Raw genomic sequence first — 24116 nt, 5'->3', positions numbered from 1 at the left:
TCCTGCATGGGTATAGGGTTAACGAGAGAAGTCCGCAACGACCTTGCCGGTCTGTGAAACAGTACGATTGCGTTCGATTGCTGCTGGAATATCAGCAAAGCCCACTACGTCGCCAATTCTGGACTGAAGGGTGCCGTCGGCGACGTCTTTGGCCAGTTTTTCCAGCAATTCGGGATCGGGCTTATTCATAAACCAGAGGCCCCGGCGGTTTTCCGGCGTGCGGGTCAGAATGTCCGGCGACGACGTACCGATCACTACGCCGTCCTGCGCCAGTACCTGCCAGGAACGGTCCAGCACTTCACCCCCGACATAATCGAGCACCAGGTTTATGTCCCGGGCGGCGTCTTCGAAACGTTGAAAGCGGTAGTCGATGACACAATCGGCGCCGAGGCTGCGTACAAAGTTCAGATCGGCCGTGCCCGCAGTCGCGAAGACCTCGGCACCCGCCCGTTTGGCAAACTGCACGGCGTAGGCACCCAGTCCACCGGCCGCGCCATGAATGAGGATTCGCTGGCCCGGAGAGAGCGGTCCTGCGTGGTGTAAGCTGTTCCAGGCTGAGACGGCGGCTACGGGGATGGCGGCGGCATGGACATCGTCCAGACTCTCGGGTGTCGGGGAGAGGCTGGCTTCATCGATTGCCACGAACTCGGCGTACGCGCCCAGTCCTGCCATTGCGCCCATGACGCGGTCGCCGACACGAAAGCGAGAGGCATCGGGGCCGACAGCCTCGACAACCCCTGCCATCTCGGCGCCCAGGATGAGGGGGAAGGGAAGCGGAAAGGCATTTCGTACCTGGCCTTCACGAACTTTCCAGTCAATACCGTTTACGCCAGCGGCCTGAACCCGAACCAGAATCTGGTTTTGTCCCGGTGTAGGCTTGTCGATCTCGGCCACTTCTGCGGCATCGGCCCCGCCATAGTGACGGATCAGTACAGCGCGTTGTATGTTGTTCATTGCAGTTCCTCGTATCTCGTTCTGATAACGAGACAGTATTCCGTTGCAATAAAAAAACAAAGATCATAAAACATAGACACCTTGTTTCAAAAATGGAACACCATGAACCTGAACGCACTGTCTGATTTTATACTCGTCGCAACGAGTGAAGGGCTGGGGAAGGCAAGCCGTGCGAGCGGCATTTCCAAAGCCACGTTATCGCGACGGATCGCCGATCTTGAGGAGCAACTGGGTGTGAGGCTGATCGAACGTAGCGCTCGCGGTTTGAAGCTTACCGAAGCAGGCGAAATGCTGATGTCCCGAACCGAAGGCCTGCTGAGTGAGGTAAGCGAAGCTATGACGGCGGTCGGTGACGGTGTTTCGACGCCTCGCGGACGTTTGCGCGTAGCGGCACCCGTTCTGTTTTCCCAGCTTTCGATGGGGCGCATTGGCGCGGAATTTTGTGCAGCCTACCCGGAAATTGAGATTGAGATCGTGGCGGAAGATCGCATGGTGGATCTCGTCGAGGAACAATTTGACGTTGCCATTCGGATCAACCCCAGTCCAGACAGCAATTTAGTCGGGCGGTGTTTCGCCAAAGACAGGCTGGTTGTCGTGGCCGCACCTGAAATACTCAAGCCGGCACCCGGCGCAATTAGACCCGTTCCCAGCATCGTAACCTCGAGTTTCCAACCTACGCACTGGAGTCTCGATGGCGGGCTACTGGTCCTGGAGCCGATCCCAAAGCTGCGCTTCTCTTCGTTACTGATGGTTCGGGATGCCGCTATTGCCGGCGGTGGTGCCGCCCTCATTCCTCAGTCCATCGCATGGAACCAGCTTGCCCGTGGCGATTTGGTTCAGTGGGGTACGGTGTCGGGCGCAGATCGAGCACTTTGGGTATTGCATACCTCCAGGCGGCTTGCTGCGCCAAAGGTTCGCGCATTCGTCGATTTCCTGTGCGCCAGATACCCTGACATGTCGCTGGTTCTGACGGGGTGAGGTTACAATACTGATGAAGCATCGCGGACAGGAAAGGCAGGTATCGCACGCTTTGGTCATCTGGATAAATAAGGAAATTATGATGAAGAGAGAGACATTATTCAGTTATGCCCGGGAACATTTTAAATCTGAGCCGGAATATCTCTGGAGTAAGCTGCCGGGCTACGCCGTACTTCGCCATCATGACGGAACCAAATGGTTCGCTCTCGTGATGAATGTACCGGGTACAAAGCTGGGTCTGAAGACGGATGATGTGTTGGATGTCCTCGAAGTGAAAGTCAGGCCGGAGTACATCGGTTCGTTGCGTAAAAAAGAGGGCATTTTGCCCGCTTACCATATGAACAAAGAGCACTGGGTCAGCGTGCTTCTTTCCGGGCCGCTAACGCCAAAGGAAATACATGAACTGCTTGCTGACAGCCATGAGCTGACATCCTGACAACATCATTCAAAAAACAAGATGCGCGTGCTTCAATGCGCGACGCGCGTGATATCGCAGACATCGCGGCGGCTGAACGGCTGCGTCGCGGCAGGGCATCAGATGGGCTCGATAGCGTGGTTACCGGCTCGGCATAACCGGGCTTGGTGCGCTGTGATCGCGGGTCTCTCTCGCTATCACAGCGCATGACCGACAGGATTTCTTATCGGATGAAGCAGGTTCAGGATTGCGGAATGACGATATCGGCGCTGATGCGCGCACCGTCGGCGTCAAACACCAGGCATTGCTGTGCCTGGAATCCCGGTTGCAATTTTTGATAGGGCCGGAAATTCGCATCGCCGGGCAACAGCATTTTAAAACCGTCGTGGCCGTGGCATTGGCCGAACAGATAGGTGTTGTTGCCGAGCCGTTCGACCACTTCGCAGTGGAAATCCAGGCGTAACGGTGAATCTGAGTGGGTTGTCAGGTGCTCGGGGCGAATACCCAGCGTCACCGGCTCGCCGGGCGCGACTTGCAGGGTGGAGAGGGTGAGAGCCAGGGTTTTGTCTGCGCCTATGGAGACGGTCAGTAGCTCTGGCGTCCAGCTCACCACGGTGGCCGGCAAAAAGTTCATCTTCGGCGAGCCGATAAATCCGGCGACGAATTTGTTGATCGGGTTGTAATACAGCGCCATCGGCGCGCCCATCTGTTCCACCTTGCCGTAATTCATGACCACAATCTTGTCGGCCAGCGTCATCGCCTCAACCTGATCGTGAGTAACATACACCATGGTGGTTTTCAGCTCCTGGTGCAGCTTGGCGATATGCAAGCGCATATCGACCCGCAGCTCGGCATCCAGGTTGGAAAGCGGTTCATCAAACATGAAGACTTTGGGATTGCGCACGATGGCGCGCCCGATAGCGGTACGTTGGCGCTGGCCGCCGGAAAGCTGTTTGGGTTTTCTGTCCAGCAGATGGGTCAGTTGCAGGGTTTTTGCCACCATCTCAATCTGATGGCGGATTTCTTCTTTCGGCGTTCCGTTCACCTTTAATCCATAACCCATGTTTTCGGCGACGGTCATGTGCGGGTAGAGCGCATAGGACTGAAACACCATGGCTACGCCCCGGTGAGCGGGTGCCACATCGTTGACCCGTTCTTCGCCAATCAGGATATCCCCGTCGCTGATCTCCTCCAGCCCGGCAATCATGCGCAACAGCGTAGATTTACCGCAGCCTGACGGCCCCACGAACACGGCGAACTCACCGCCTTTAATCTCAAGGTTGATATTGTGCAACGTCACCGTTTTACCAAAACGCTTGGTGACATTCCTCAGTCTTATGCTGGACATCTTGTTGATCCTCGGAAGTTATCAATAGGCAAACCCTGTCAGGGCGTCTTCTGGCCGTTGTTACTGTTGTTATGTAATACGTATAACAAATATTTTCTCATCGTCGTAACAGCCAGAAAGTCTTGAAAAGACTATAACTGCGCTAGATTTCAAGCCATATCACCGGTTTTCATTTCTGCAATAACGATCACACAATGGTGATAATTGTATAGAGTTGGCGCGGTTCTCAGCGTAGCGTATAACAAGCCGAGACAATGACCCGGTTATCGCATTATGCGTTGTAATACTGAACATTGCGCCTGGCCTGAAGCATCTAATCCCAAAGTGATAAAACAAAAATGTAATACCTTCACATGAGGTGGGTAATGAAAACCAAAACAATCACTGCTCTGGTACTGGCCACATTGGCGGCCAGTCAATATTCCGGTTTCGCCCTCGCAGCGGCAGGCCAACAGCTTACCGTCTGGGAAGACATCAAGAAGTCCGACGGTATCAAGGGCGCCATCGCCGATTTCGAAAAACAGAACGACGTGAAGGTTAACGTGCTGGAAATGCCGTTTGCGCAGCAGATTGAAAAGCTGCGGCTGGACGGCCCGGCCGGTATCGGCCCCGATGTGCTGGTGATCCCTAACGATCAGGTGGGTGCGGCGGTGGTGCAAGGTTTGTTATCGCCGATAAAGCTGGATCAGGCCGCAGCCGACGCGTTCACCAAGCCGTCCATCGGCGCGTTCACCATGAATCAAACGCTGTACGGCGTGCCGAAAGCGGTAGAAACGCTGGTGCTGATTTACAACAAGGATTTGCTGCCGCAGCCGTTGGCTAATCTGGATGCCTATTACGATTTCTCCAAACAGCAGCGTGCGGCGGGTAAATACGGCCTGCTGGCCAAGTTTGACCAGATTTATTACAGCCGCGGCGCGATCGCCGGCATGGGCGGTTATATCTTTGGCAACGACGGCAAGGGAGGGCTGAACCCGCTGGATATCGGCCTGAACACCCCCGGTGCGGTTGAAGCCGTCAGTTACCTGAAAAAATTCTATGCCGATGGCCTGTTCCCGGCGGGCATTATCGGCGATGGCGGGTTGAACGCTATCGATTCCCTGTTCACCGAGAAGAAAGCCGCAGCGGTGATCAACGGCCCGTGGGCCTTCCAGCCTTATGCCGACGCGGGCATCAATTATGGCGTAGCGCCACTGCCAACCTTGCCGAACGGCAAACCGATGAACTCTTTCCTGGGCGTGAAAGGCTACGTGGTCTCCACCTGGAGCAAAGATAAGGCGTTGGCGCAGAAGTTCATCGAGTTTATCAATCAGCCGGCCTACGTGAAAACGCGCTATCAGGTGACCAAAGAGATCCCTCCGCTGGTGGCGATGATTGACGATCCGCTCATCAAGAACGACGAGAGAGCCAGTGCGGTAGCCATTCAGGCCAGCCATGCGACCGCCATGCCGGGCATTCCTGAAATGCAGGAAGTCTGGGGGCCGGCCAACGCGGCGCTGGAACTGAGCATGACCGGCAAACAGCCGCCAAAAACGGCGCTGGACGATGCGGTCAAACAAATCAAAATGCAAATCGAAGCGATGCAGGCCAGCAACCAGTAACCGAGCAACGGGAGGTCTCCTCCCGTTTTCAAGAAGGAGCAGTGTGTGATTGTCACTCCAAGTGAAAAGTTGTCCGCCGACCGAGGCCGATACAGCCATTCCGTGGGGGCGCTGATATTGGCGCTGATCCCCGGGTTTGGTCAGTTCTATCATCGCCAATGGGCGAAAGGGCTGATCTTTCTGGTGCTGCTCACCAGCTTTGTCGGGGTGACCTGGCAGTTCCTCACCGAAGGGCTGTGGGGGCTGTATACGCTCGGCAGTGAAGTGCCACGCGATAACTCCATTTTCCTGTTGGCGGAGGGGATCCTCAGCGTACTGGTGATTGGCTTTGGCCTGGCGATTTACGGCCTGTCGATACGCGACGCCTGGGTGAATGGCAGAAAGCGCGATGCCGGCATGGCGCTGAACAGCGTGCGCAAGCAATACCAGATGCTGCTGAGCGAAGGCTTTCCTTATCTGATGATCACGCCAGGGTTTATCCTGTTGGTGTTCGTGGTGATCTTCCCCATTCTGTTTGGCTTCTCTATCGCCTTTACCAACTACAACCTGTATCACACGCCGCCGGCCAAGCTGGTTGACTGGGTTGGGTTCAAGAACTTTATCAATATCTTCACGCTGTCGATCTGGCGTTCCACCTTCTTTGACGTGCTGCAATGGACCGTGGTCTGGACGCTGTTGGCCACCACGCTGCAATGCACGGTAGGGGTGATGTTGGCGATCCTGGTCAATCAAAAGGATTTACGCTTCAAACCGCTGATCCGCACCATTTTCATTTTGCCTTGGGCGGTGCCGGGCTTTGTCACCATTCTGGTGTTCGCCGGGATGTTCAACGACTCGTTCGGGGTGATCAACAATGCCATTCTGGCGTTTTTCGGCATCGCACCGAAAGCCTGGATGACCGATCCGTTCTGGACCAAAACTGCGCTGATCATGATGCAGACCTGGCTGGGCTTCCCGTTTGTGTTCGCCATGACCACCGGCGTGCTGCAGGCGATCCCGGATGATCTGTACGAAGCCGCGACCATGGACGGGGCGAGCACCTGGACCAAGCTGCGCACCATCACGTTGCCGCTGGTGCTTTACTCGATTGCGCCGATCATCATCACGCAATACACCTTCAATTTTAACAATTTCAATATCATCTACCTGTTCAATAACGGCGGCCCGGCGGTGGCCGGCTCCAACGCAGGGGGCACGGATATTCTGGTGTCCTGGATCTACAAGCTGACGATGTCGTCTTCGCAGTACGCCATCGCCGCCACCATCACCATTCTGTTGTCGATTTTCGTGGTGGGCATCGCGCTGTGGCAGTTCCGCGCCACCAATTCGTTCAAGAACGACGACGCGGCCTAAGGGGATAGCAATGTCAAAGAGCATCAAGAAAGAGAAGTGGGTGCGTTTATCGCTGTCCTGGCTGGTGATTATTCTGGTGTCCGCCATCATCATTTACCCGCTGGTGTGGACCGTCGGCGCGTCGCTCAATGCCGGCAACAGCCTGTTGAGCAGTTCGATCATCCCGGAGAACCTGTCGTTTCAGCACTATGCCGATTTGTTCAACGGCAAGGTCAATTACCTTACCTGGTATTGGAACTCGATGAAAATCAGCTTCCTGACCATGGTGCTGACGCTGATCAGCGTCAGTTTTACCGCCTATTCATTTTCACGCTTTCGTTTCAAGGGGCGGCAGAACGGCCTGATGTTGTTCCTGCTGTTGCAGATGATCCCGCAGTTCTCCGCGCTGATTGCGATTTTTGTGCTGTCGCAGCTGCTGGGGCTGATCAACAGCCATATGGCGCTGGTGTTGATCTACGTGGCGGGGATGATCCCGATGAACACCTATCTGATGAAGGGCTATCTGGATGCGATTCCGAAGGATCTGGACGAGTCTGCCCGGATGGACGGCACCGGCAACTTCCGGATTTTTATCGAAATCATCATGCCGCTTTCCAAGCCGATTATCGCTGTGGTCGCGCTGTTCTCGTTTACCGGCCCGCTGGGGGATTTCATCCTCTCCAGCACCATTTTGCGTACCCCGGACCAATATACGCTGCCCATCGGCCTGTATAACCTGGTGTCGCAAAAGATGGGCGCCAGCTACACCACCTACGCGGCGGGAGCGGTGTTAATCGCGCTGCCGGTCGCCATCTTATACCTGGCCCTGCAAAAGTACTTTGTTTCCGGCCTGACCTCTGGCAGCACAAAAGGATAATGCGATGAAAACATTCAAACCGGCTTTATTAAGCCTGTGTCTGGCGGCTGGGCTGCTGTCCGCTACGGCGTTTGCGGCGGACAGCGTCATCATCAAACCGCTGAACAATGTTCCGGCCGGCTTTATCAAGGGCGTGGATATTTCTACCCTGGCGGATGTGGAGCAGCACGGCGGCAAGTTCTACGACCAGAACAACGTTCAACAGGATCCGCTGGTTATCCTCAAACACAACGGCGTGAACTATGTGCGTCTGCGCCTGTGGATCGATCCGCAAGACAGCGCAGGCCAACCTTATGGCGCCGGCAATAACAATCTCGCTACCACGCTGGCGCTGGCCAAGCGCGTCAAGGCGCAGGGCATGAAGCTGCTGTTGGATTTCCATTACAGCGACTTCTGGACCGATCCCGGCAAACAGTTCAAGCCTAAAGCCTGGGACAAAATGAGCTATGACCAGTTGAAAACGGCGATCCATGATTATACCCGCGACACCATCGCCAGATTTAAGCAGCAAGGCGTGTTGCCGGATATGGTGCAGATCGGCAACGAGATTAATGGCGGCATTCTGTGGCCGGAAGGCAAAAGCTGGGGCCAGGGCGGCGGGGAGTTTGATCGCCTGGCCGGGTTGCTGAACGCGGCGATCGCCGGGCTGCGGGAAAACCTCGATTCGCCTTCACAGGTGAAAATCATGCTGCATTTGGCCGAGGGCACCAAGAATGACACTTTCCGTTGGTGGTTTGACGAGATAACCCGGCGCAATGTGCCGTTCGATGTCATAGGTTTGTCGATGTACACCTATTGGGACGGCCCTATCTCAAAGCTGCAAACCAATATGGACGACATCAGCAAGCGCTATAACAAAGACGTGATTGTGGTTGAGGCCGCTTACGGTTATGGCCTGGAAAATTGCGATGATACCGACAACAGTTTCTCCGCCAAAGAAGCGCAGGATGGGGGATATCCGGGCACCGTTCAGGGGCAGGCCGATTTTATTCGCGATCTGATGCAAAGCATCATTAACGTGCCGGATAACCGTGGCAAAGGCGTGTTTTATTGGGAACCGACCTGGATCGCCGTGCCGGGCGCCGGCTGGGCTACGCCGGCCGGGATGAAATATATCGGTGAATCCGGCAAGGATGGCAACGCGCGTGAAAATCAGGCGCTGTTTGATTGCCGGGGTAAAGTGCTGCCTTCATTAAAGTCATTTAATTAATTGCGTCGTCCGTAATAAAGAATTTCAGTGATTATTTTCTAAGGAATTATGATGAATAAATTTCCTCCTTTGAGTGCAAAGGTGCCTGGCCTATTGCATGGAGCCGACTACAACCCGGAACAATGGGTTAATTATCCGGGCATGGTGGAGAAAGATGTAGAACTGATGAAGCAGGCTAGCTGCAATATTATGTCGGTGGGGATATTCAGCTGGTCTAAGCTGGAACCTGAAGAGGGGAAATATCAATTCGCCTGGTTGGACGACGTGCTGAATAAGTTATATGAGCAGGGCATTCACGTATTTTTGGCTACGCCAAGCGGCGCACGCCCAGCGTGGTTGTCGCAGAAATACCCGGAGGTGTTGCGCGTAGGGCGCAATCGGGTACCGGCGTTGCACGGCGGCCGACACAACCATTGCCTGTCATCCCCGGTGTATCGCCGCAAGGTGAATGAGATCAACCTGGCGTTGGCTCAGCGCTATGCGCACCACCCGGCGGTGATTGGTTGGCATATTTCCAACGAATACAGCGGTGAGTGCCATTGCAGCCGTTGCCAGAGTGATTTCCGCGTGTGGCTGCAGCAGCGTTATCAGACGCTGGAGCAATTGAACGAGGCCTGGTGGAGCGATTTCTGGAGCCACACCTACAGCGACTGGTCGCAGATTGAATCGCCTGCGCCGCAGGGCGAGGTGTCGATTCATGGTCTGAACCTGGACTGGCGGCGTTTTTGCAGCACCCAGGCCACCGACTTTTGCGCGCAGGAAATTGCCCCGCTGAAGGCGGCCAATCCGGACTTGCCGGCCACCACCAATTTTATGGAATATTTCTACGATTACGATTATTGGCAGATGTCGAAAGTCATCGATTTCATCTCCTGGGACAGCTACCCGATGTGGCATAACCGGCAGGATGAAACCGGCCTGGCCTGCTATACCGCCATGTTCCACGACCTGATGCGCAGCCTGAAACAGGGCAAGCCTTTTGTGCTGATGGAATCGACGCCGAGCGTCACCAACTGGCAGCCGATCAGCAAGCTGAAGAAACCGGGCATGCATATTCTCTCCTCACTGCAGGCGGTTGCGCACGGTGCGGATTCGGTGCAGTACTTCCAGTGGCGCAAAAGCCGCGGCTCGGTGGAGAAATTCCACGGCGCGGTGATTGACCACTCCGGGCGGCTGGACACCCGCGTGGGCAAGGAGGTGAGCGAACTGGGCCGGATGTTGGCCGCCATGGCACCGGTCGCCGGTAGCCGGGTTGAGGCGCGGGTGGCGATTATCTTCGACTGGGAAAGCCGCTGGGCGATGGACGATGCCCAAGGGCCGCGCAACGCCGGGCTGCATTACGAGCAGACGGTGGTGGATCATTATCGTCCGTTCTGGGAACAGGGCATTGCGGTGGATATCATCAACGCCGATTGCGATCTTTCCGGCTACAAGCTGGTGATTGCGCCGATGCTGTATATGGTGCGCGAAGGCTTTGCCGCGCGGGCGGAGGCCTTTGTCCGGCAGGGCGGGCAGTTTGTCGCCAGCTACTGGAGCGGCATCGTCAATGAAAGCGATTTGTGCCATCTGGGTGGTTTCCCGGGGCCACTGCGGCCGTTGCTGGGGATCTGGGCGGAAGAGATCGACAGCCTGACGGATGACGAAACCAACAGCATTCGCGGCGTGCCGGGCAACGAGCTGGGCTTGCAGGGCAGCTATCAGGCGCGCCATCTGTGCGAGTTGATCAATCTGGAGGGCGCCACCGCGCAGGCGGTTTACGGCGGCGACTTCTATGCCGGCCGCCCGGCGTTGACGGTCAACCGCTTTGGCGACGGTAAGGCGTGGTATGTCGCTTCGCGCAACGATGCCTCTTTCCAGCGTGATTTCTTTATGGCGATAGCGCAAGAGCTGGCGCTGCCGCGCGCACTGGACACGGCATTGCCGCCGGGCGTGACCGCACAGCGGCGTACCGACGGTGAATCCGAGTTCATTATCGTGCAGAACTACAGCGACAAGGCAAAAGCCGTGGAGCTGCCGGGGGAGTATACCGATATGTCGAATGCTAAGGCTCTACAGGGTGAAATGACGTTGGCCCCCTGGGGCTGCCGCATATTGACCCGCAAGTTGGCCTAGTTTCTTCCCCTTGCGCCCGTTCAATCGAACGGGCGTTTTTTTACGTCTGTATCTTATGAGGAAATAACCATGGTCAGTTTAAAAGCCTTTACGCATTATTTCTCGCACCCGAAATCGCCGGTGGAAGATAATAACGTCGACATGCCGTTTTTAGAAACGCTGATGCGGCATTTGGGCGGCCGAGAAAATATCCAGCATGTCGATGCCTGTATTACTCGCTTGCGTGTAACGGTGACGGATTTAGCCAAAGTCGATACGGAAGGATTGCAACAGTCGGGAGCGCTGGGGGTGATTATTATTGGTCAGGAGGTGCATGCGATATTTGGCAAGCAGTCAGATAATTTGCGTAAATTATTGGCGGAGCGTTTTTCAGTTAATCATCAGGAATAAAAAATAATTGGTAACCCCCAAAAGGGGGTTACCAATGGACGACCGCAACCGGAGAGCATCGTCAAAGACACAGAAGATAATGATGAGAGAAATAAGCTACTGCCAATAAACCAAGAGCCGTTATTTACCCTGAATTATGCCTGTTACCACCAGGCTTCAACCTGCACGCCAAAGTTCCAGGTATTGCTGGCGGTGCCGTCCTTGAATGAATTGCCTTGCTCTGAATCGTTGAGATAGGAGGCGTATACGCGCAATTCAGGGCGGGACATGAATTCCGGTCCATCCGCCAACCCCAGCGCCAACGTGTACTTCTCGCCGCCTTGCTTGTAATGGCTGCCGTCTTTGTGGTCATCTTTCTGGTAGAAAGCGCCGGCTTCGCCAATGCCGCGCACGTACTGCGTGAACTGGTACTGTGCCCGGCCCACCAGAGAGATCAGGTTACTCTTATCGATCATATCGCTGAGATCGCTGGCGGAACCCCAGGTCAACACGTGGTTGAGGGAGAATTTATCGGTAATCGGGATCAGCCCGGTATTGATCACCCGGTAACCGGTGGCATCGCGGGTGTTGTTCCAGACGTCATACCAACCGCCGCCCTGGGACACCATGTTCTGCGCCAGGCCCTTGGTGGCGTATTGCAACACCATTTTGTTATAGCCGCCCAGCATGTCCTGACTGATCTCGCCGGTCAGCATCACGCCGTTTTCCGCATCGTACAGGCCGCCGTACTCTTTTTGCTTGTTGGTCGGGTTTGGCATCGCATAGTCGATACCAAACTCGGTCCAGGCGCCGGTCCACGGCTTCCAGCCGGCATAGCGCAGGTCGAGATAGTTGATGTTGAGGTCGTTATCGTTGTCGACGCGGTAGTCCACGTCGTTGCCGTCACCGCGGATCCAGGCGACGGAGATGGCGCCCGGCCCGAAGGAGAGGTTTTCCACGCCGGCACCGGCACCTGAAATGTTCCAGTATTTGGTATCGATGATGTGTAGGTCATGCCGCTGATAGTAGCGCTTGCCGCCCCAGATCACCGCGTTCGGGTCGCCCGGGATCAGCCCTTTGATTTGCAGATTAAGCTGACGCAGACCGAATTGCGCGTCATCCCCCAGCGTGGTTTCATTGTCGTTGGAGCCATCCGACACCATGCTGACCATAGTGTCGAGATAGAAGCTGACGTCGTTCTTTTTGTAGACTTCGCTGCCCAGTTCGATCTCTCCGTAGGTATCGGATTCGTTGCCCAGACGGCCAATTTTGTTCTTCTGCCATTCTTCTAACCCACCATCCTGGGATACCCCGACCCCGGAGCGCAGATAGCCATGGAAATCGATCCCTGGGGTTTCGGCGGCAAAGGCGACCGGTGAGGAAAGCGCCATCGCCAAGGCGACAGACAATGTGCGTAGTCTTGTTTTCATGTAGGCCTCATTATGTTTTTTGTATTACGTTCACATCCACGCAGCAATAGAATGGCTAATCATGACAACAAACAATCGCGTTATTGATTTATTGTGATTTAGTGCAAATAAAACAGCAGGATTTGTAACGGTTAGTGAGAGAGATCACTAAGGTTTGATATGTGAACGAATAACTTTTTTGGAAATTTTATGGATGTGATCGGGGTAACTATGCGGTGAGGAGGGGGCCTGTTACAATCAATCCAGAGCAATCACAGGGAACGGATTATGAAGTCGAAAAACACCACGTTAGAGGATGTTGCCCGCCATGCCGGCGTGTCTTACCAGACGGTTTCACGCGTGTTGAACAAGTCAGCCAATGTCTCTGAAACCACGCGTCGCAAGGTTGAACAATCTATTGAGCTCCTCAGGTATGTGCCCAATCGCCTGGCGCAGCAGTTGGTGGGCAAACAGAGCCGAACGTTGGGGCTGGTCACCGTCTCCCTGGCTCTGCATGCGCCTTCGCAAGTGGCGGCGGCGGTAAAACGTTACGCCAATGCGGAAGGCTATCAGGTGCTGATTTCAATGATTGATGAGAACGTCAATCATGGCATTCAGGACTCGATCAACGATCTCAAGTCGCAGCGGGTAGAAAAGGTCATCATCAATGTACCGCTGGAGACGGCGGTGGCGGAAAAAATCGCCGCGGACAACGATGACATTACCTGCCTGTTCCTCGACGTTGACCCTTACAGTTCAGTGTTTAACGTTTCTTTTAACCCGGCGGACGGCACCCGCGCCAGCGTCAAGTACCTTTACGAGCTGGGGCACCGCGACTTTGCCTTGCTGGCTGGGCCGCAATACTCCATTTCGGCCAATTTGCGGCTGAAGAACTGGCAGGATGCGCTGCAGGATTATGGCCTGACGCCGGTCACGGTGCTGCACGGCAACTGGGACGCGCAAAGCGGTTACGCCGGTGCATTGCAGATGCTGCGCGAGACCCCGCATTTCTCGGCGGTGCTGGTGGGGAATGACCAAATGGCGCTCGGGCTGCTAAGCGCCTTCCATCAGAACCAACTGCCGATACCGGGGCAAAAGTCGGTGATTGGCTATGACGATGCTTATGAAAGCGCCTTCTTCTACCCGGCGCTGACCACCGTCTCGCTGGATCTGGATTTGCAGGGCAAGGAAGCGGTCAGGAAGGTGCTCAACACCAGCGAGAACGAGCTGTCGCGTGCGTCATCGATTCTGTCGGCAAAGCTGGTGATCCGTAATTCCACCGGGCCACGCGAGCATAATGACAAGGATTTGAAGCAGATTGCCGAACAGCTGCGCCTGCTGGCGCAACGCCTGGAGCAGTGATCGCGCTCCGACGCTGTTCGACATTGGTATTATCCGGCTCCGGTGTTTGCGTCCCAAACCGCCAGCAAGGCCGTGACGGCGCTATCGAGCACCGAATGACTGACGCCGTCGCGTGCCAATGTCGAAACGCCCAGCAGGAAGCTGTCAAACAACGTGGCGATGGCGGCAGCGTCGGTATCTTTGGCCAGTTCGCCGCCGGCAATGCCTCTTTTGATGCAGTGAATAAAACCGTTCAGCGTACGCCGTCGCGAATCGGCAAGCGGTTTCAGGACCGCTGAATGCTCCTCAGCACCGCCTGACATTACGCCTAATGCGACCAGGCACCCCTTGGGATGTTGATCCTCACACTGCATCTTCACCGAGCGGCGCAGCGAGGTTTCAATCGCTTCTCTGGGGGGCAGGGAGTCATCCCAGAGCGCATCATTGACCCGCCCATAGCTGTTGAGATAGCAGGCTACCGCTTCTCTGAACAGCGCTTCTTTCGAACCAAAGGCGGCATAAAAACTGGGCGCGGTAATGCCGCCGCCAATGTTCGCCTTAAGCTGAGCCAGAGAAGTGGTTTCATACCCGTGCTGCCAAAACAGATACAACGCCTGCTGAATGGCCTCGTCGCGGTCGAACCGGCGAGGACGGCCCATTTGTGCCATGGTCGTCTCCATGTTTATAAGTTATATACTGATCGGTATGAATATCATTGACACTCAGATGATCCCCCCTTAGCATTATTATACCACTCGATACATAAATCAATTCAAGTGACGTAGCGACCGAGATGCAGCCGGCTAAAACTGGCGCAGATCGCTGTCGTCCATATCTATACTGATCGATACATAAATGGATGAACTGTGAGCCAAACAAATATCAACTGCAGTAATGCCGGGGTGATGCTCGAAGAGGCACCACGTTTGCCAATAGCCGCCTTGCTGGCACTGGCCATGACGGGGTTTATTTGTATTGCTACCGAAACCCTTCCCGCCGGTTTACTGACCCAGATCGCCCCTGGCTTGCAGGTGTCGCCATCGCTTGCCGGGCAGATGATCACCGCCTATGCGCTGGGTTCGGTATTGGCCGCCATTCCGTTGACGCTTGCCACGCAGCGTTGGCGGCGGCGTAACGTTTTGCTGTTGACCATTGCGGGCTTTTTTATTTTTAACTCGATCACCGCCATGTCGGCCAGCTTTGCGGTCACGCTGACCGCGCGCTTTTTTGCCGGAGCGGCGGCGGGGCTGGCCTGGAGCCTGCTCGCCGGTTATGCGCGTCGGATGGTGGCGCCTCATCTTCAGGGCAAAGCGATGGCGGTGGCGATGGTGGGCGCACCGGTAGCGCTGTCGCTGGGCGTGCCGCTCGGGACCTGGCTTGGATCTGTGGTCGGCTGGCGTGCAGCCTTTGGCGTTATGTCGCTGTTGACGTTGGCGTTAATCGTCTGGGTGCTGGCAAAGGTGCCCGATTATCCGGGGCAGACGGGAGCAAAACGGATGCCGCTGTACAGGGTGTTGATGACCCCTGGCGTCAGATCGGTACTGGGCGTGGTGCTGCTGTGGATGTTCGCTCATAACATCCTTTATACCTACGTTGCGCCTTTTGTTACACCGGCTGGCCTTGGCGACCGGGTTGATGCGGTGTTGCTTGTTTTCGGGTTGGCGGCACTGGTGGGGATCGGGATCACCGGTCGGGTGGTTGATCGCCACTTGAGAACTGCGGTGCTGGCCAGCCTCGCGCTCTTTGCCGCCACCAGCGTGTTGCTGGGCATGGGGCTCCAGAATGCGGGGGTGATCTATGTCGGCATGGTGCTATGGGGGTTGAGTTTCGGCGGGGCGGCGACGTTATTGCAGACCGCTCTGGCGGATGCTGCCGGTAAAGGTGCGGATGCGGCGCTGGCCATGAACGTGGTCACCTGGAACAGCGCTATCGCCGGTGGCGGCATTTTCGGCGGGATCTTGCTTGATCGGTATGGCCCGGCGTCTTTCCCCTGGGCTGTATTTGCGCTTTTATTGGGCGCACTGGCCGTCGCGGCCGCGGCTAAACGGCACGGGTTCTCTGCGGGAAGACGCCAGGGCTGACCGGCGGTTGCAGATGGCGCATTCCGTGCGCCATCCGGCTTCAATCCTTGGGTCAGGTGTTATCTACCCGGGGATTGGAACGAGTCGGTTGACTGGGGTATTCCACCTGATGTTTGTGCAAATAGTCCCGTATCAGTTGCCGGATTACCTGAGACGGGGTGACGTCCTGTTGCAGGCACAGCTCTTCAAGGGCTTTTTTCTTATCCGGATCGATGAGTATCGTCAGTCGTGCCGTTTTCTTTTCCATGAGGATTCCTCCAGAGGATGATAATCAAATGATAATGGCATGCTGGGTAATCGGCTATCCAACCCACAATTTCTAGTTAAAATGCAGCCGCTCAATTTTGCGCGACAGAAAACCTAAATCACAGCCAAAGGTCGGGCCGACGGCGGCGGAAAGGCGGCGCAGCAGGCTGAGCGGCGTCTCAACATGGCCCGGTGTAGCGTAAATAATGACGTTGCCGCTGGGTGCCACGCAGTAAAGAACGGTTTTAAACGCGCAGTGCAAGCTGTGATACAGCAGCGTGCTGTCATCGGGCACTTCATGATAATTCAGCACCAACCAGCCCTGAGGCGAAAGGCGACCGGCGCATTGCTCCAGAAAATTTCGCGTGCCCTGTTGCGGGTCCATCGCGAAGGCGCTGTAAAGATCGGAAAATATCAGATCATATTGCCGAGTGGCGGGAGCCCGTAAAAAATCGGCGGCATCGGCGGTGTGCAAGGTGACCGTTTCATCGGCGGGCAGGGTGAAATAACGGCGGGCGACAGACACCACCGCCGGGCGCAGTTCCACCACGTCCAGCAGCATGTTGGGATCATAGGCATGCAATGCCCGCACCAGGCTGCCGCCCCCAAGACCGAGGATCAGCGCCGCCGAAGGCGGCTGCCAGGCCACCGCCATCAGCATGGTTTTTATGTAGTTGTGCACCGGCACCTGCGGCGCGCTGATGCACATTTTGCTCTGCTCGCAAATGCCGTCGAAACGCAGGGTACGGTAGTCTTTGTGGTCAGAAACGATAATTTCACCGCAATGGTCTTCCTCCCGGGCGATGACTTGTCCACGGGGAGAAAAATCAAGGCTATTTAGCAACTTATCAACAATAGACATGGTAGCTTCGCTTTGGCTCCTTTAGAAAACGGGGGGCTTATTTACGGGCGCACATAAATTCGGCCGTACAGATGCGGCGGCCATTGACCGTCGCCATCCCGGAAAAACGGGCAATGCCGGATCGTTGCCGGACAAAGGCGACGTCCATGCGCAATTGGTCGCCGGGTTGGGCCGAGCGGTAGAAACGGGCGCGTTGAATGGACGCAAAGTAATAATGCTCGCCTTCTGACAGTGGGCCGAGAAAGTAGTGGGCCAGCAGACCGGTGCTCTGCGCCAAGGCTTCCACCATCAGGATGCCGGGGAAAACGGTGGTCTGGTGGTGGCCGGTCCAAAAGGTCGGCTCATTGGCGGTGATGTTTTTGATGGCGCTCAAGCGCCCTTCAGAAATCGACGTGCCGGCAGGCAGAATGCGGTCGACCAGCAGACAGGGGAACCGGTGTGGCAGGATAGATTGAACATCCTGGTACTGTAGTGGATTTCCATTCAGCGGCATGATTGATTTTGGATCCTGTCAGCGGGACGAAGCTCGGCCAGCGGTGGCTTATGCGCCCGGCGGGAATGTAATAGCATTATAATGTTATTATCATCATATGCACTAACTGAAAATCGCCAGGTCGGGCATTAAACACCGTTTAGTGACAACGTAACCATGAAGTTGACGATTGAAGCTGACGATTGAAGCTGACGATTGAAATTGTCATCCAACTGATTGATTAATAATTTTTTGAGGCGGGGAGAGAGGGCCGCCATCAGGGCGATAGCGGCCAGAACGGTGAATCAGTGTTTATCACGCGTTATTTTATCGAGGTAGCCCATCAGGAAAGCGGAAAGCACGAAGGTGAGGTGGATAATCACATACCACATCAGCTTATTGTCCGGCACGTTCTTGGCATCCATAAACACCCGCAACAGGTGAATGGAAGAGATAGCGACAATGGATGCGGCTACCTTGCTCTTCAGAGAGGTGGCATCCATTTTCCCCAGCCAGCTCAACTTTTCTTTATGTTCGCTGATATCCAACTGCGAAACAAAGTTTTCATAGCCCGAGAACATCACCATGACCAACAGGCCACCCACCAGCGCCATGTCGATCAGCGAAAGCAGGGTGAGCACCAGATCCCCTTCGGTTATGGAGAAGATGTTCGGCAGAACATGCACTATCTCCTGGAAGAATTTGATCGACAGCGCCACCAGCGCCAGCGACAAGCCAAAGTAAACCGGTGCCAGCAGCCAGCGAGAGGCATACATAGCGTTTTCTATAAAGCGTTCCATAGTCATCTGAGTTTGTTACCAAAAGAGGCACACAGTATAGCTCAGGACGCCCGGCAGAAGGCAAGCGCGGCACCCTGTACGGGGATGGGTTCCTTCCAGGAGGCAGGGCATTTTATGACGGGTAATTCCCTTTCACTCAGTGCGTGTTCTCTGGGGTTATCGTCCATTTTTGGTTATTTTCGCACTATATATTGAGCTCTCCATAAATCGTACTAGCATTTAAATGCTGTAATTAGGAATTTAATCGGTGTTTTATATCGAAACTGAATTATATATATCGGAAATAAATCTACCTATTGGAGATCGTCATGGAAAATTCCCTGAATGGAAAAGTAAGCGGTTGGGATAGCGTTAATGATTTACTGAATTATCACCACAGAGGTAATGGTTTAAACATCAATAATAAACCTTCTTTTGGTGTGGGAGAGGCAGGCCAGCAAATAGCACGCAGTGAACAAACCTGGAATGGTGTGCATATTACCGGCCAGGGTGCGACGGTCACTTATTCCTTTCCTGAGTGGGATTATAATCAGACTAATTTAAATTCCGTCTTTTTCAGAGCAGATGATCGTGAGACGGGCTTGAGCGCGTTTACTGCCGAGCAACAGGTGCAGGCCAAGCTTTCGCTGCAATCCTGGGCGGACGTGGCGAACATTACCTTTGTCGAGGTGGCTCCAGGGCATAAATCCGATATTACCTTCGGTAATTACGAAGGGGCGGGCCAGGCTTATGCGATTAAGCCCTTTACGCAAGCAGGCAAAGACTACAGCGGACAGCATGTCGCAGGGCAAAGTTGGTATAACGTCAATTATGATGTCGCTAATACCGGAGATGGCGTTTACGCCAACCTGCACCCTGATTTAGGCAACTATGGCCGGCTGACGTTCACCCACGAAATCGGGCATACCCTGGGGTTGGATCACCCCGGCGATTATAATGCCGGTGATGGAGCCACCTACAAGTCAGTTCCAACCTATGCCGAAGACACTCGCCAATTCAGCGTGATGAGCTATTGGAATGAATCCTACACCGGCGGCGATAACGGCGGCCATTATGCCGCTGCGCCGCTGGTAGACGATATCGCCGCCATTCAGTATCTCTATGGGGCCAATACCACCACGCGCACCGGGGATACGGTGTATGGGTTCAATTCCAATACCGGCCGGGATTTCTACAGCGCGCAAGACAGCAACCAGAAACTGATTTTCTCCGTCTGGGATGCGGGTGGCAATGACACGCTTGATTTCTCGGGATATACCCAGAACCAACGCATTAACCTGACGGAAGGCTCCTACTCCGACGTCGGCGGTTTGAAGGCCAACGTTTCGATCGCTCTGGGCGCAACCATTGAAAATGCCATCGGCGGTTCGGGCAATGATGTGATTGTCGGCAATAACGCCGCCAATATTATCAAGGGCGGCGCCGGTAATGACGTTATCTACGGCGGAGGTGGGCAAGATCAACTCTCAGGCGGCAGCGGAAAGGATATTTTCGTTTTCGCCGCCGTGAGTGATTCACCTTATAAATCGCCTGACAAGATCCTGGACTTTGAGACCGGTATCGACAAAATCGATCTTTCCTTCTTTAACCATGGCGATAAAGGCAACGACTTTATTCATTTCGTTGAGAACCTCAGCGGCCAGGCGGGAGAGGCATTGTTGTCTTACAACGCGCAAACTCATTTGAGCGAGTTGGCCCTGAATATCCATGGCAATGCCGGGCCGGACTTCCTGGTGCAAATCGTCGGACAGGCGAATGCCGCCACGGACTTTATTGTTTAAGCCTTATGCGGTGGGTTATGCCCACCGTTCTCTTATGGTTTTATTCGCCCCCCTTATGACAATCTTTTCGCACACTGACTGTCTGAACCGCTTTGTAAGGATTTCGTAAGCGGTTAGGAAATCTCTCACCAATGCAAATAATAGGGCTTTAATGATATTGCTTATGATAAGCATTATCATTAACATGCTTTTATTAAGTCTACGCAGAAAGACCATTCTTATAAAATTGTTAATTTTCGTTAATACCCTTGATCCCGATTAATTACCGGGGCGAAGCAACTGCGAGCAAATACCAATAATTATTGCAGGGCTAATACATGTGCAAAACTTTTAATTACCAGGGAATTATCGGGCATTCCATCCTATGGGGGACGTTGATCGGCAGTTCCCTTAACGCTAATGCTGAAGTAAATAAAACTCCGTTAGAAAAGACCACGCAAAATGAAGAGGAAATAACGGTTGTCGCGCCCGTGATTGAGAAAAAGGCCGGGACAATAACCACGATTAGCGCGCAAGACATGCAGAAAAAAGGGGGAAATGATTTCGGTTCGATCATGCGTTATGAACCGCTGATTAGCGCCACTGGCGTCAGTGGAGGATCGTCCTCGGGCAAAAGCGGTTTCGATCGCAGCGGCTACACCGGATATAACATTCGCGGCCTGGAGAGCAATCGCGTCGGCCTGGATGTCGACGGCATTCCGCAGCCAGACGCCACCGGGCGCAGCTATGTCAGCCGAGCCGGCCTTAACACCTTTGGCATCGGCAGGGACTATATTGACCCTTACATGTACGGCCAGGTGGAGATCGAATCGGGAGCGACCTCGATTGAACGTAGCAATACGTCTATCGGCGGCGCTGTTTCGTTTTCGCCGAAGTCGGCAGATCAGTACCTGTCGCCGTCCAAACAGACTTACTTTGGTTACCAGAGCGATTACGACTCGTCCAACCGCAGTTGGCACAACGGCATTACCGCAGCTGCGGGCGATGACCAACTTCGCGGGGTGTTCGTTTATAGCCGCCGCGACGGCCAGGAAACGCGCAACAACAGTGGCACTTATCAGGCTTACCCGGCCAACTGGCATTCCAATGCGCTGATGGCGTCCGGTATCTGGCAGCCAAATGACGAACACAAACTCACCGGCACGGTGGATTACTACGATAAAGTCAACCACACCCATTACGACAGTTGGAACTCGGCCGGCAGCGCCATCCTGGGTACCGCCCAACAGCAGAGCAATACGCGCCGTTGGGGAGTGAGCGTGAAAGATGAATGGACACCGTACAATGATTTCGTCGATACCCTGACATCAAAAGCCTATTACCAACAGACCCAGGCGCATGACAACACTTACATGCCCACCAGTACCGGCAGCATGGAGCGGGTTTACTCCGACTACAACGTCAATACCTACGGCTTTGAGACGCTGATAACCAAAACGCTGGGGCGTCATGCGTTGAGCGGAGGGCTAAACGCCAGGTTAACCGATACCGAGCGGCCATTCCGTGAAGAGCCGGCCCCCAGCGTGTCCACGGCCATCATGCAACCGGAATCAAACAGCCGCAGCTACGTATTGGGCGGTTTTGTGCAGGACAAGATCCAATTTGATCTCGACGGGCACGGTTTTGCCGTGGTGCCTGGCGTGCGCGTGGCTCACCAAAGCACCAAGCCGCAGAACCTGACCAGCCTGACCACCGGCAGCACGGTGCTGACGGAGTCCGAGCTGGAAACGTTATACGGCAAAAGCAACACCGACACCCAGATATTGCCGTCTCTCAGCGTCGAGTACGATATTACGCCGGCGCTGATGACCTATCTGCAGTACAAGCGTGGCGCACAGTTCCCGAACGCCAGCCAGCTTTACGGCTCATGGAATCTCGGCTCCAGCTATGCGGGCACGGCGCAGTATGCGTTGATCGGCAACGCCGATCTGAACACCGAGACCAGCAACAATCTGGAATGGGGCATGAAGGGAGACGTCGTGGACGGGGTGACAATGCGCACGTCGCTGTTCTACAACACCTATAAAAACTTCATTGCGTATACCCGTTATCAACGGGCCAGCAGCCCGGACAAGTTCGCTAATGTGCCTTCCAATATCTACACCATTTATCAAGCGGAAAACCGTGATAAAGCCTATATCTACGGCGCTGAAATCAGCACCAGGGTGAATTTTGGCACATGGTTTGAGCAGGTGAACGGGCTGAGCGCGAATTTTGCGCTGGGATATAACCAGGGCAAATCCAAGTCCAGCTATTCCGGCGATAAATATGTCGATATCGACAGCGTAGCGCCAATGAAAGCCATTGTGGGCGTAGCCTGGGACGATCCGGCGAAACGCTACGGCGCGGCGGTAACGGCAACCTTCATCAAAGGCAAGCAGGCGACGGCGACCAACCGTGAAAGCTACAACAACGCCAGCGGCAGTACGCTCACCGACGCCACCACGGAATATCTGCGCGTGCCGGGTTACGGCCTGGTGGATATGTCCGCCTATTGGCAGGTTGCCCGCAATGTGAAACTGAGCGGCGGCGTGTATAACATCACCGACAGGAAATACCGCGATTACCTGAGCAGCCGTGAACTCACGGACTCAACCCGTCAGGATGCCTACGACAATGCGTTGGCCGTCATGCCGGGAAGAACCTTCCAGCTTGGCGTCAACGTGGATTTCTAACTACCGCATTTTGATCAACCGCTAGCGTTTAAGCCGCCTTTCGTCAATGAAAGGCGGCTGTCGCGCTTTAATGAGGCTGGCCATTCCGCGCTTAAAGGAGACTTCGAATGAAATCATGGGTTATCGGATTACTGGCGCTGCCGTTTTCGGTATTTGCCGGCGAACGTGTGATCGCGATTGGCGGAGACGTCACGGAAATTATTTATGCTCTGGGCGCTGGGCAAACGTTGGTCGCGCGCGACAGCACCAGTCAGCAGCCGCCGCAAGCCACAGCATTGCCGAATGTCGGTTATATGCGCCAGCTCAACGCCGAGGGGATCCTGGCGATGAAGCCCTCGTTGGTGATCGCCAGCGACCTGGCGCAACCCTCTTTGGCGTTGCGGCAGGTCGAACAGGCTGGGGTGAAAGTCGTGACGGTGACGGGTAAACCCGAACTTGGCGCGATCGACGAAAAGATCGCCGTCATTGCCGCCACCTTGGGGCGAGAAAAAGAGGGGAAAGCCCTGCAGGCCAAACTGGATCGTCAGATCGCCGCCGTACCGACTCATCGATTGCCGGTCAGAGTGCTGTTTATCATGGCGCATACTGGCATAGCGGCAATGGGGGCAGGTAACGGCACCGCAGCAGAGGGCGCCATTCGCAGCGCCGGGTTGGACAATGCCCTGGCTGGCGTGACGCGTTATCAGCCGTTGACTCAGGAAGGGCTGGTAGCCGCCGCGCCGCAGTTGCTGGTAATAGGCAAGGCCAGCCTGCAACGGATGGGCGGAGAAGCGAATCTCTGGGCATTGCCGGGGTTGGCGTTTACCCCCGCGGGCAAGCAGCGGCAGTTGCTGGTGATTGATGACAACGCCTTGCTGAGTTTTGGCCTGGATATGCCGACGGCCATAGGGCAATTGCGTCAGGCGGCCGAGGCCGTCGCGCCTTAACTTTTAACGCCTTTGTTATCCACGTGGCCTAATGGCCGCTCAGGGAAGCATCGATCGCGTAAACGCTGTTTGAGTGCGGCCGCGTCGGGGAAACCGCCTTCGGTTTTGCGATCCCAGATGACAAAGCCATCCACGGTGACCTCATAAATGCCGCCGGTGCCGGGAACCAGCGTCACGGCGGCCAAATCGGTGCCGAAGGTATGGAGCAATTCTTGCGCCATCCACGCAGCGCGCAACAGCCAGTTGCATTGCGAACAATAGTGAATGGTGACAGCGGGGGACGTTTTCATTGAGCAGGCCTGGACGGTAAGATTTCTTCATCATCGG

The 24116-nt window shown here is 55.0% G+C and carries 22 protein-coding genes; 13 read left to right on the top strand and 9 right to left on the bottom strand.

Annotated elements, in window-relative coordinates; translation table 11 throughout:
• Positions 1-18: 18 nt before the first annotated feature.
• Positions 19-954 (bottom strand): NADP-dependent oxidoreductase, encoded by a 936-nt coding sequence (locus SPL01S_RS06555; RefSeq protein WP_063198341.1) that lies wholly within the window; start codon positions 952-954, stop codon positions 19-21.
• A 102-nt stretch (positions 955-1056) separates the two neighbouring features.
• On the opposite strand from SPL01S_RS06555, the gene SPL01S_RS06550 reads away from it, so the two are divergent.
• Entirely contained in the window at positions 1057-1932 is an 876-nt protein-coding gene (locus SPL01S_RS06550) for a LysR family transcriptional regulator (RefSeq protein ID WP_063198339.1), read from the top strand.
• Between the two features lie 82 nt (positions 1933-2014).
• Positions 2015-2368: an MmcQ/YjbR family DNA-binding protein gene (locus SPL01S_RS06545; RefSeq protein WP_062870799.1), complete on the top strand. Its 354-nt coding sequence runs from the start codon at positions 2015-2017 to the stop codon at positions 2366-2368.
• Between the two features lie 220 nt (positions 2369-2588).
• Here SPL01S_RS06545 and SPL01S_RS06540 read toward each other — a convergent pair whose 3' ends face one another.
• Positions 2589-3695 (bottom strand): ABC transporter ATP-binding protein, encoded by a 1107-nt coding sequence (locus SPL01S_RS06540; protein ID WP_062870800.1) that lies wholly within the window; start codon positions 3693-3695, stop codon positions 2589-2591.
• 365 nt (positions 3696-4060) lie between these two features.
• On the opposite strand from SPL01S_RS06540, the gene SPL01S_RS06535 reads away from it, so the two are divergent.
• From SPL01S_RS06535 to SPL01S_RS06510, 6 genes are all read left to right on the top strand, one after another.
• Entirely contained in the window at positions 4061-5296 is a 1236-nt protein-coding gene (locus SPL01S_RS06535) for an extracellular solute-binding protein (protein WP_013812867.1), read from the top strand.
• 45 nt (positions 5297-5341) lie between these two features.
• Positions 5342-6649 (top strand): carbohydrate ABC transporter permease, encoded by a 1308-nt coding sequence (locus SPL01S_RS06530; protein ID WP_006325200.1) that lies wholly within the window; start codon positions 5342-5344, stop codon positions 6647-6649.
• A 4-nt stretch (positions 6650-6653) separates the two neighbouring features.
• The gene (locus SPL01S_RS06525) at positions 6654-7505 is read left to right on the top strand and encodes a sugar ABC transporter permease (protein ID WP_063198336.1); all 852 of its coding nucleotides are present in this window, start codon (positions 6654-6656) and stop codon (positions 7503-7505) included.
• Positions 7506-7509: 4 nt separating this feature from the next.
• Entirely contained in the window at positions 7510-8715 is a 1206-nt protein-coding gene (locus SPL01S_RS06520) for a glycoside hydrolase family 53 protein (RefSeq protein WP_063198334.1), read from the top strand.
• Between the two features lie 51 nt (positions 8716-8766).
• Positions 8767-10827 (top strand): beta-galactosidase, encoded by a 2061-nt coding sequence (locus SPL01S_RS06515; RefSeq protein ID WP_063198332.1) that lies wholly within the window; start codon positions 8767-8769, stop codon positions 10825-10827.
• Between the two features lie 69 nt (positions 10828-10896).
• The gene (locus tag SPL01S_RS06510; protein ID WP_004944371.1) at positions 10897-11217 is read left to right on the top strand and encodes a PTS sugar transporter subunit IIB; all 321 of its coding nucleotides are present in this window, start codon (positions 10897-10899) and stop codon (positions 11215-11217) included.
• A 143-nt stretch (positions 11218-11360) separates the two neighbouring features.
• Here the strand turns inward: SPL01S_RS06510 and SPL01S_RS06505 are convergent, their stop codons facing one another.
• A complete protein-coding gene (locus SPL01S_RS06505) occupies positions 11361-12626 on the bottom strand; it encodes a maltoporin (protein WP_063198330.1) in 1266 nt (421 codons plus the stop codon).
• Between the two features lie 267 nt (positions 12627-12893).
• Here SPL01S_RS06505 and SPL01S_RS06500 point away from each other — a divergent pair, with 267 nt between their 5' ends.
• Positions 12894-13967, top strand: a complete 1074-nt coding sequence (locus SPL01S_RS06500; RefSeq protein WP_062870805.1) for a LacI family DNA-binding transcriptional regulator — start codon at positions 12894-12896, stop codon at positions 13965-13967.
• A 29-nt stretch (positions 13968-13996) separates the two neighbouring features.
• On the opposite strand, the gene SPL01S_RS06495 is transcribed toward SPL01S_RS06500, so the two are convergent.
• On the bottom strand, positions 13997-14614 hold the full coding sequence (locus SPL01S_RS06495; protein WP_063198328.1) for a TetR/AcrR family transcriptional regulator: 618 nt from the start codon (positions 14612-14614) through the stop codon (positions 13997-13999).
• Positions 14615-14812: 198 nt separating this feature from the next.
• On the opposite strand from SPL01S_RS06495, the gene SPL01S_RS06490 reads away from it, so the two are divergent.
• A complete protein-coding gene (locus SPL01S_RS06490) occupies positions 14813-16027 on the top strand; it encodes an MFS transporter (RefSeq protein WP_063198325.1) in 1215 nt (404 codons plus the stop codon).
• 52 nt (positions 16028-16079) lie between these two features.
• On the opposite strand, the gene SPL01S_RS06485 is transcribed toward SPL01S_RS06490, so the two are convergent.
• The 4 genes from SPL01S_RS06485 to SPL01S_RS06470 form a co-directional block, all read right to left on the bottom strand.
• On the bottom strand, positions 16080-16274 hold the full coding sequence (locus tag SPL01S_RS06485) for a ribbon-helix-helix protein (protein ID WP_006318355.1): 195 nt from the start codon (positions 16272-16274) through the stop codon (positions 16080-16082).
• Positions 16275-16346: 72 nt separating this feature from the next.
• Complete coding sequence (locus SPL01S_RS06480; protein WP_063198323.1) at positions 16347-17135, bottom strand: spermidine synthase; 789 nt, start codon at positions 17133-17135, stop codon at positions 16347-16349.
• Positions 17136-17172: 37 nt separating this feature from the next.
• Positions 17173-17628 carry a 3-hydroxyacyl-ACP dehydratase FabZ gene (gene fabZ, locus SPL01S_RS06475; protein WP_004944391.1) on the bottom strand — a complete coding sequence of 152 codons (456 nt, stop codon included), beginning with the start codon at positions 17626-17628 and terminating at the stop codon, positions 17173-17175.
• Between the two features lie 284 nt (positions 17629-17912).
• Positions 17913-18407 carry a TIGR00645 family protein gene (locus SPL01S_RS06470; protein ID WP_062870808.1) on the bottom strand — a complete coding sequence of 165 codons (495 nt, stop codon included), beginning with the start codon at positions 18405-18407 and terminating at the stop codon, positions 17913-17915.
• Between the two features lie 308 nt (positions 18408-18715).
• Between SPL01S_RS06470 and SPL01S_RS06465 the strand changes: the two genes are divergently transcribed.
• The 3 genes from SPL01S_RS06465 to SPL01S_RS06450 all read left to right on the top strand — a co-directional run bounded on the left by SPL01S_RS06465 (position 18716) and on the right by SPL01S_RS06450 (position 23789).
• Positions 18716-20188, top strand: coding sequence for a serralysin family metalloprotease (locus SPL01S_RS06465; protein WP_063198321.1), 1473 nt, complete (start codon positions 18716-18718; stop codon positions 20186-20188).
• 317 nt (positions 20189-20505) lie between these two features.
• Complete coding sequence (locus tag SPL01S_RS06455; RefSeq protein WP_063198316.1) at positions 20506-22863, top strand: TonB-dependent receptor domain-containing protein; 2358 nt, start codon at positions 20506-20508, stop codon at positions 22861-22863.
• Between the two features lie 107 nt (positions 22864-22970).
• Complete coding sequence (locus SPL01S_RS06450; protein ID WP_062870811.1) at positions 22971-23789, top strand: heme/hemin ABC transporter substrate-binding protein; 819 nt, start codon at positions 22971-22973, stop codon at positions 23787-23789.
• On the opposite strand, the gene SPL01S_RS06445 is transcribed toward SPL01S_RS06450, so the two are convergent.
• Positions 23786-24079 carry an Rdx family protein gene (locus tag SPL01S_RS06445; RefSeq protein WP_063198314.1) on the bottom strand — a complete coding sequence of 98 codons (294 nt, stop codon included), beginning with the start codon at positions 24077-24079 and terminating at the stop codon, positions 23786-23788. The genes SPL01S_RS06450 and SPL01S_RS06445 overlap by 4 nt on opposite strands.
• Between the last annotated feature and the right edge of the window lie 37 nt (positions 24080-24116).

The organism is Serratia plymuthica NBRC 102599 (assembly GCF_001590925.1).
Classification (GTDB): Bacteria; Pseudomonadota; Gammaproteobacteria; order Enterobacterales; family Enterobacteriaceae; genus Serratia; species Serratia plymuthica.
The sequence above is the reverse complement of the archived record's forward strand: the minus strand, read 5'-3'. Positions and strand labels throughout refer to the sequence as shown.

What these genes read in the sequence shown, in the direction of transcription:
- SPL01S_RS06470 (WP_062870808.1), bottom strand. Translation starts at nt 18,407, where the DNA reads ATGGAACGCTTTATAGAAAACGCTATGTATGCCTCTCGCTGGCTGCTG.
- SPL01S_RS06465 (WP_063198321.1), top strand. Translation starts at nt 18,716, where the DNA reads ATGGAAAATTCCCTGAATGGAAAAGTAAGCGGTTGGGATAGCGTTAAT.
- SPL01S_RS06450 (WP_062870811.1), top strand. Translation starts at nt 22,971, where the DNA reads ATGAAATCATGGGTTATCGGATTACTGGCGCTGCCGTTTTCGGTATTT.
- SPL01S_RS06535 (WP_013812867.1), top strand. Translation starts at nt 4,061, where the DNA reads ATGAAAACCAAAACAATCACTGCTCTGGTACTGGCCACATTGGCGGCC.
- SPL01S_RS06485 (WP_006318355.1), bottom strand. Translation starts at nt 16,274, where the DNA reads ATGGAAAAGAAAACGGCACGACTGACGATACTCATCGATCCGGATAAG.
- SPL01S_RS06500 (WP_062870805.1), top strand. Translation starts at nt 12,894, where the DNA reads ATGAAGTCGAAAAACACCACGTTAGAGGATGTTGCCCGCCATGCCGGC.
- SPL01S_RS06515 (WP_063198332.1), top strand. Translation starts at nt 8,767, where the DNA reads ATGAATAAATTTCCTCCTTTGAGTGCAAAGGTGCCTGGCCTATTGCAT.
- SPL01S_RS06445 (WP_063198314.1), bottom strand. Translation starts at nt 24,079, where the DNA reads ATGAAAACGTCCCCCGCTGTCACCATTCACTATTGTTCGCAATGCAAC.
- SPL01S_RS06495 (WP_063198328.1), bottom strand. Translation starts at nt 14,614, where the DNA reads ATGGCACAAATGGGCCGTCCTCGCCGGTTCGACCGCGACGAGGCCATT.
- SPL01S_RS06505 (WP_063198330.1), bottom strand. Translation starts at nt 12,626, where the DNA reads ATGAAAACAAGACTACGCACATTGTCTGTCGCCTTGGCGATGGCGCTT.
- SPL01S_RS06480 (WP_063198323.1), bottom strand. Translation starts at nt 17,135, where the DNA reads ATGTCTATTGTTGATAAGTTGCTAAATAGCCTTGATTTTTCTCCCCGT.
- fabZ (WP_004944391.1), bottom strand. Translation starts at nt 17,628, where the DNA reads ATGCCGCTGAATGGAAATCCACTACAGTACCAGGATGTTCAATCTATC.
- SPL01S_RS06540 (WP_062870800.1), bottom strand. Translation starts at nt 3,695, where the DNA reads ATGTCCAGCATAAGACTGAGGAATGTCACCAAGCGTTTTGGTAAAACG.
- SPL01S_RS06545 (WP_062870799.1), top strand. Translation starts at nt 2,015, where the DNA reads ATGAAGAGAGAGACATTATTCAGTTATGCCCGGGAACATTTTAAATCT.
- SPL01S_RS06455 (WP_063198316.1), top strand. Translation starts at nt 20,506, where the DNA reads ATGTGCAAAACTTTTAATTACCAGGGAATTATCGGGCATTCCATCCTA.
- SPL01S_RS06520 (WP_063198334.1), top strand. Translation starts at nt 7,510, where the DNA reads ATGAAAACATTCAAACCGGCTTTATTAAGCCTGTGTCTGGCGGCTGGG.
- SPL01S_RS06510 (WP_004944371.1), top strand. Translation starts at nt 10,897, where the DNA reads ATGGTCAGTTTAAAAGCCTTTACGCATTATTTCTCGCACCCGAAATCG.
- SPL01S_RS06550 (WP_063198339.1), top strand. Translation starts at nt 1,057, where the DNA reads ATGAACCTGAACGCACTGTCTGATTTTATACTCGTCGCAACGAGTGAA.
- SPL01S_RS06555 (WP_063198341.1), bottom strand. Translation starts at nt 954, where the DNA reads ATGAACAACATACAACGCGCTGTACTGATCCGTCACTATGGCGGGGCC.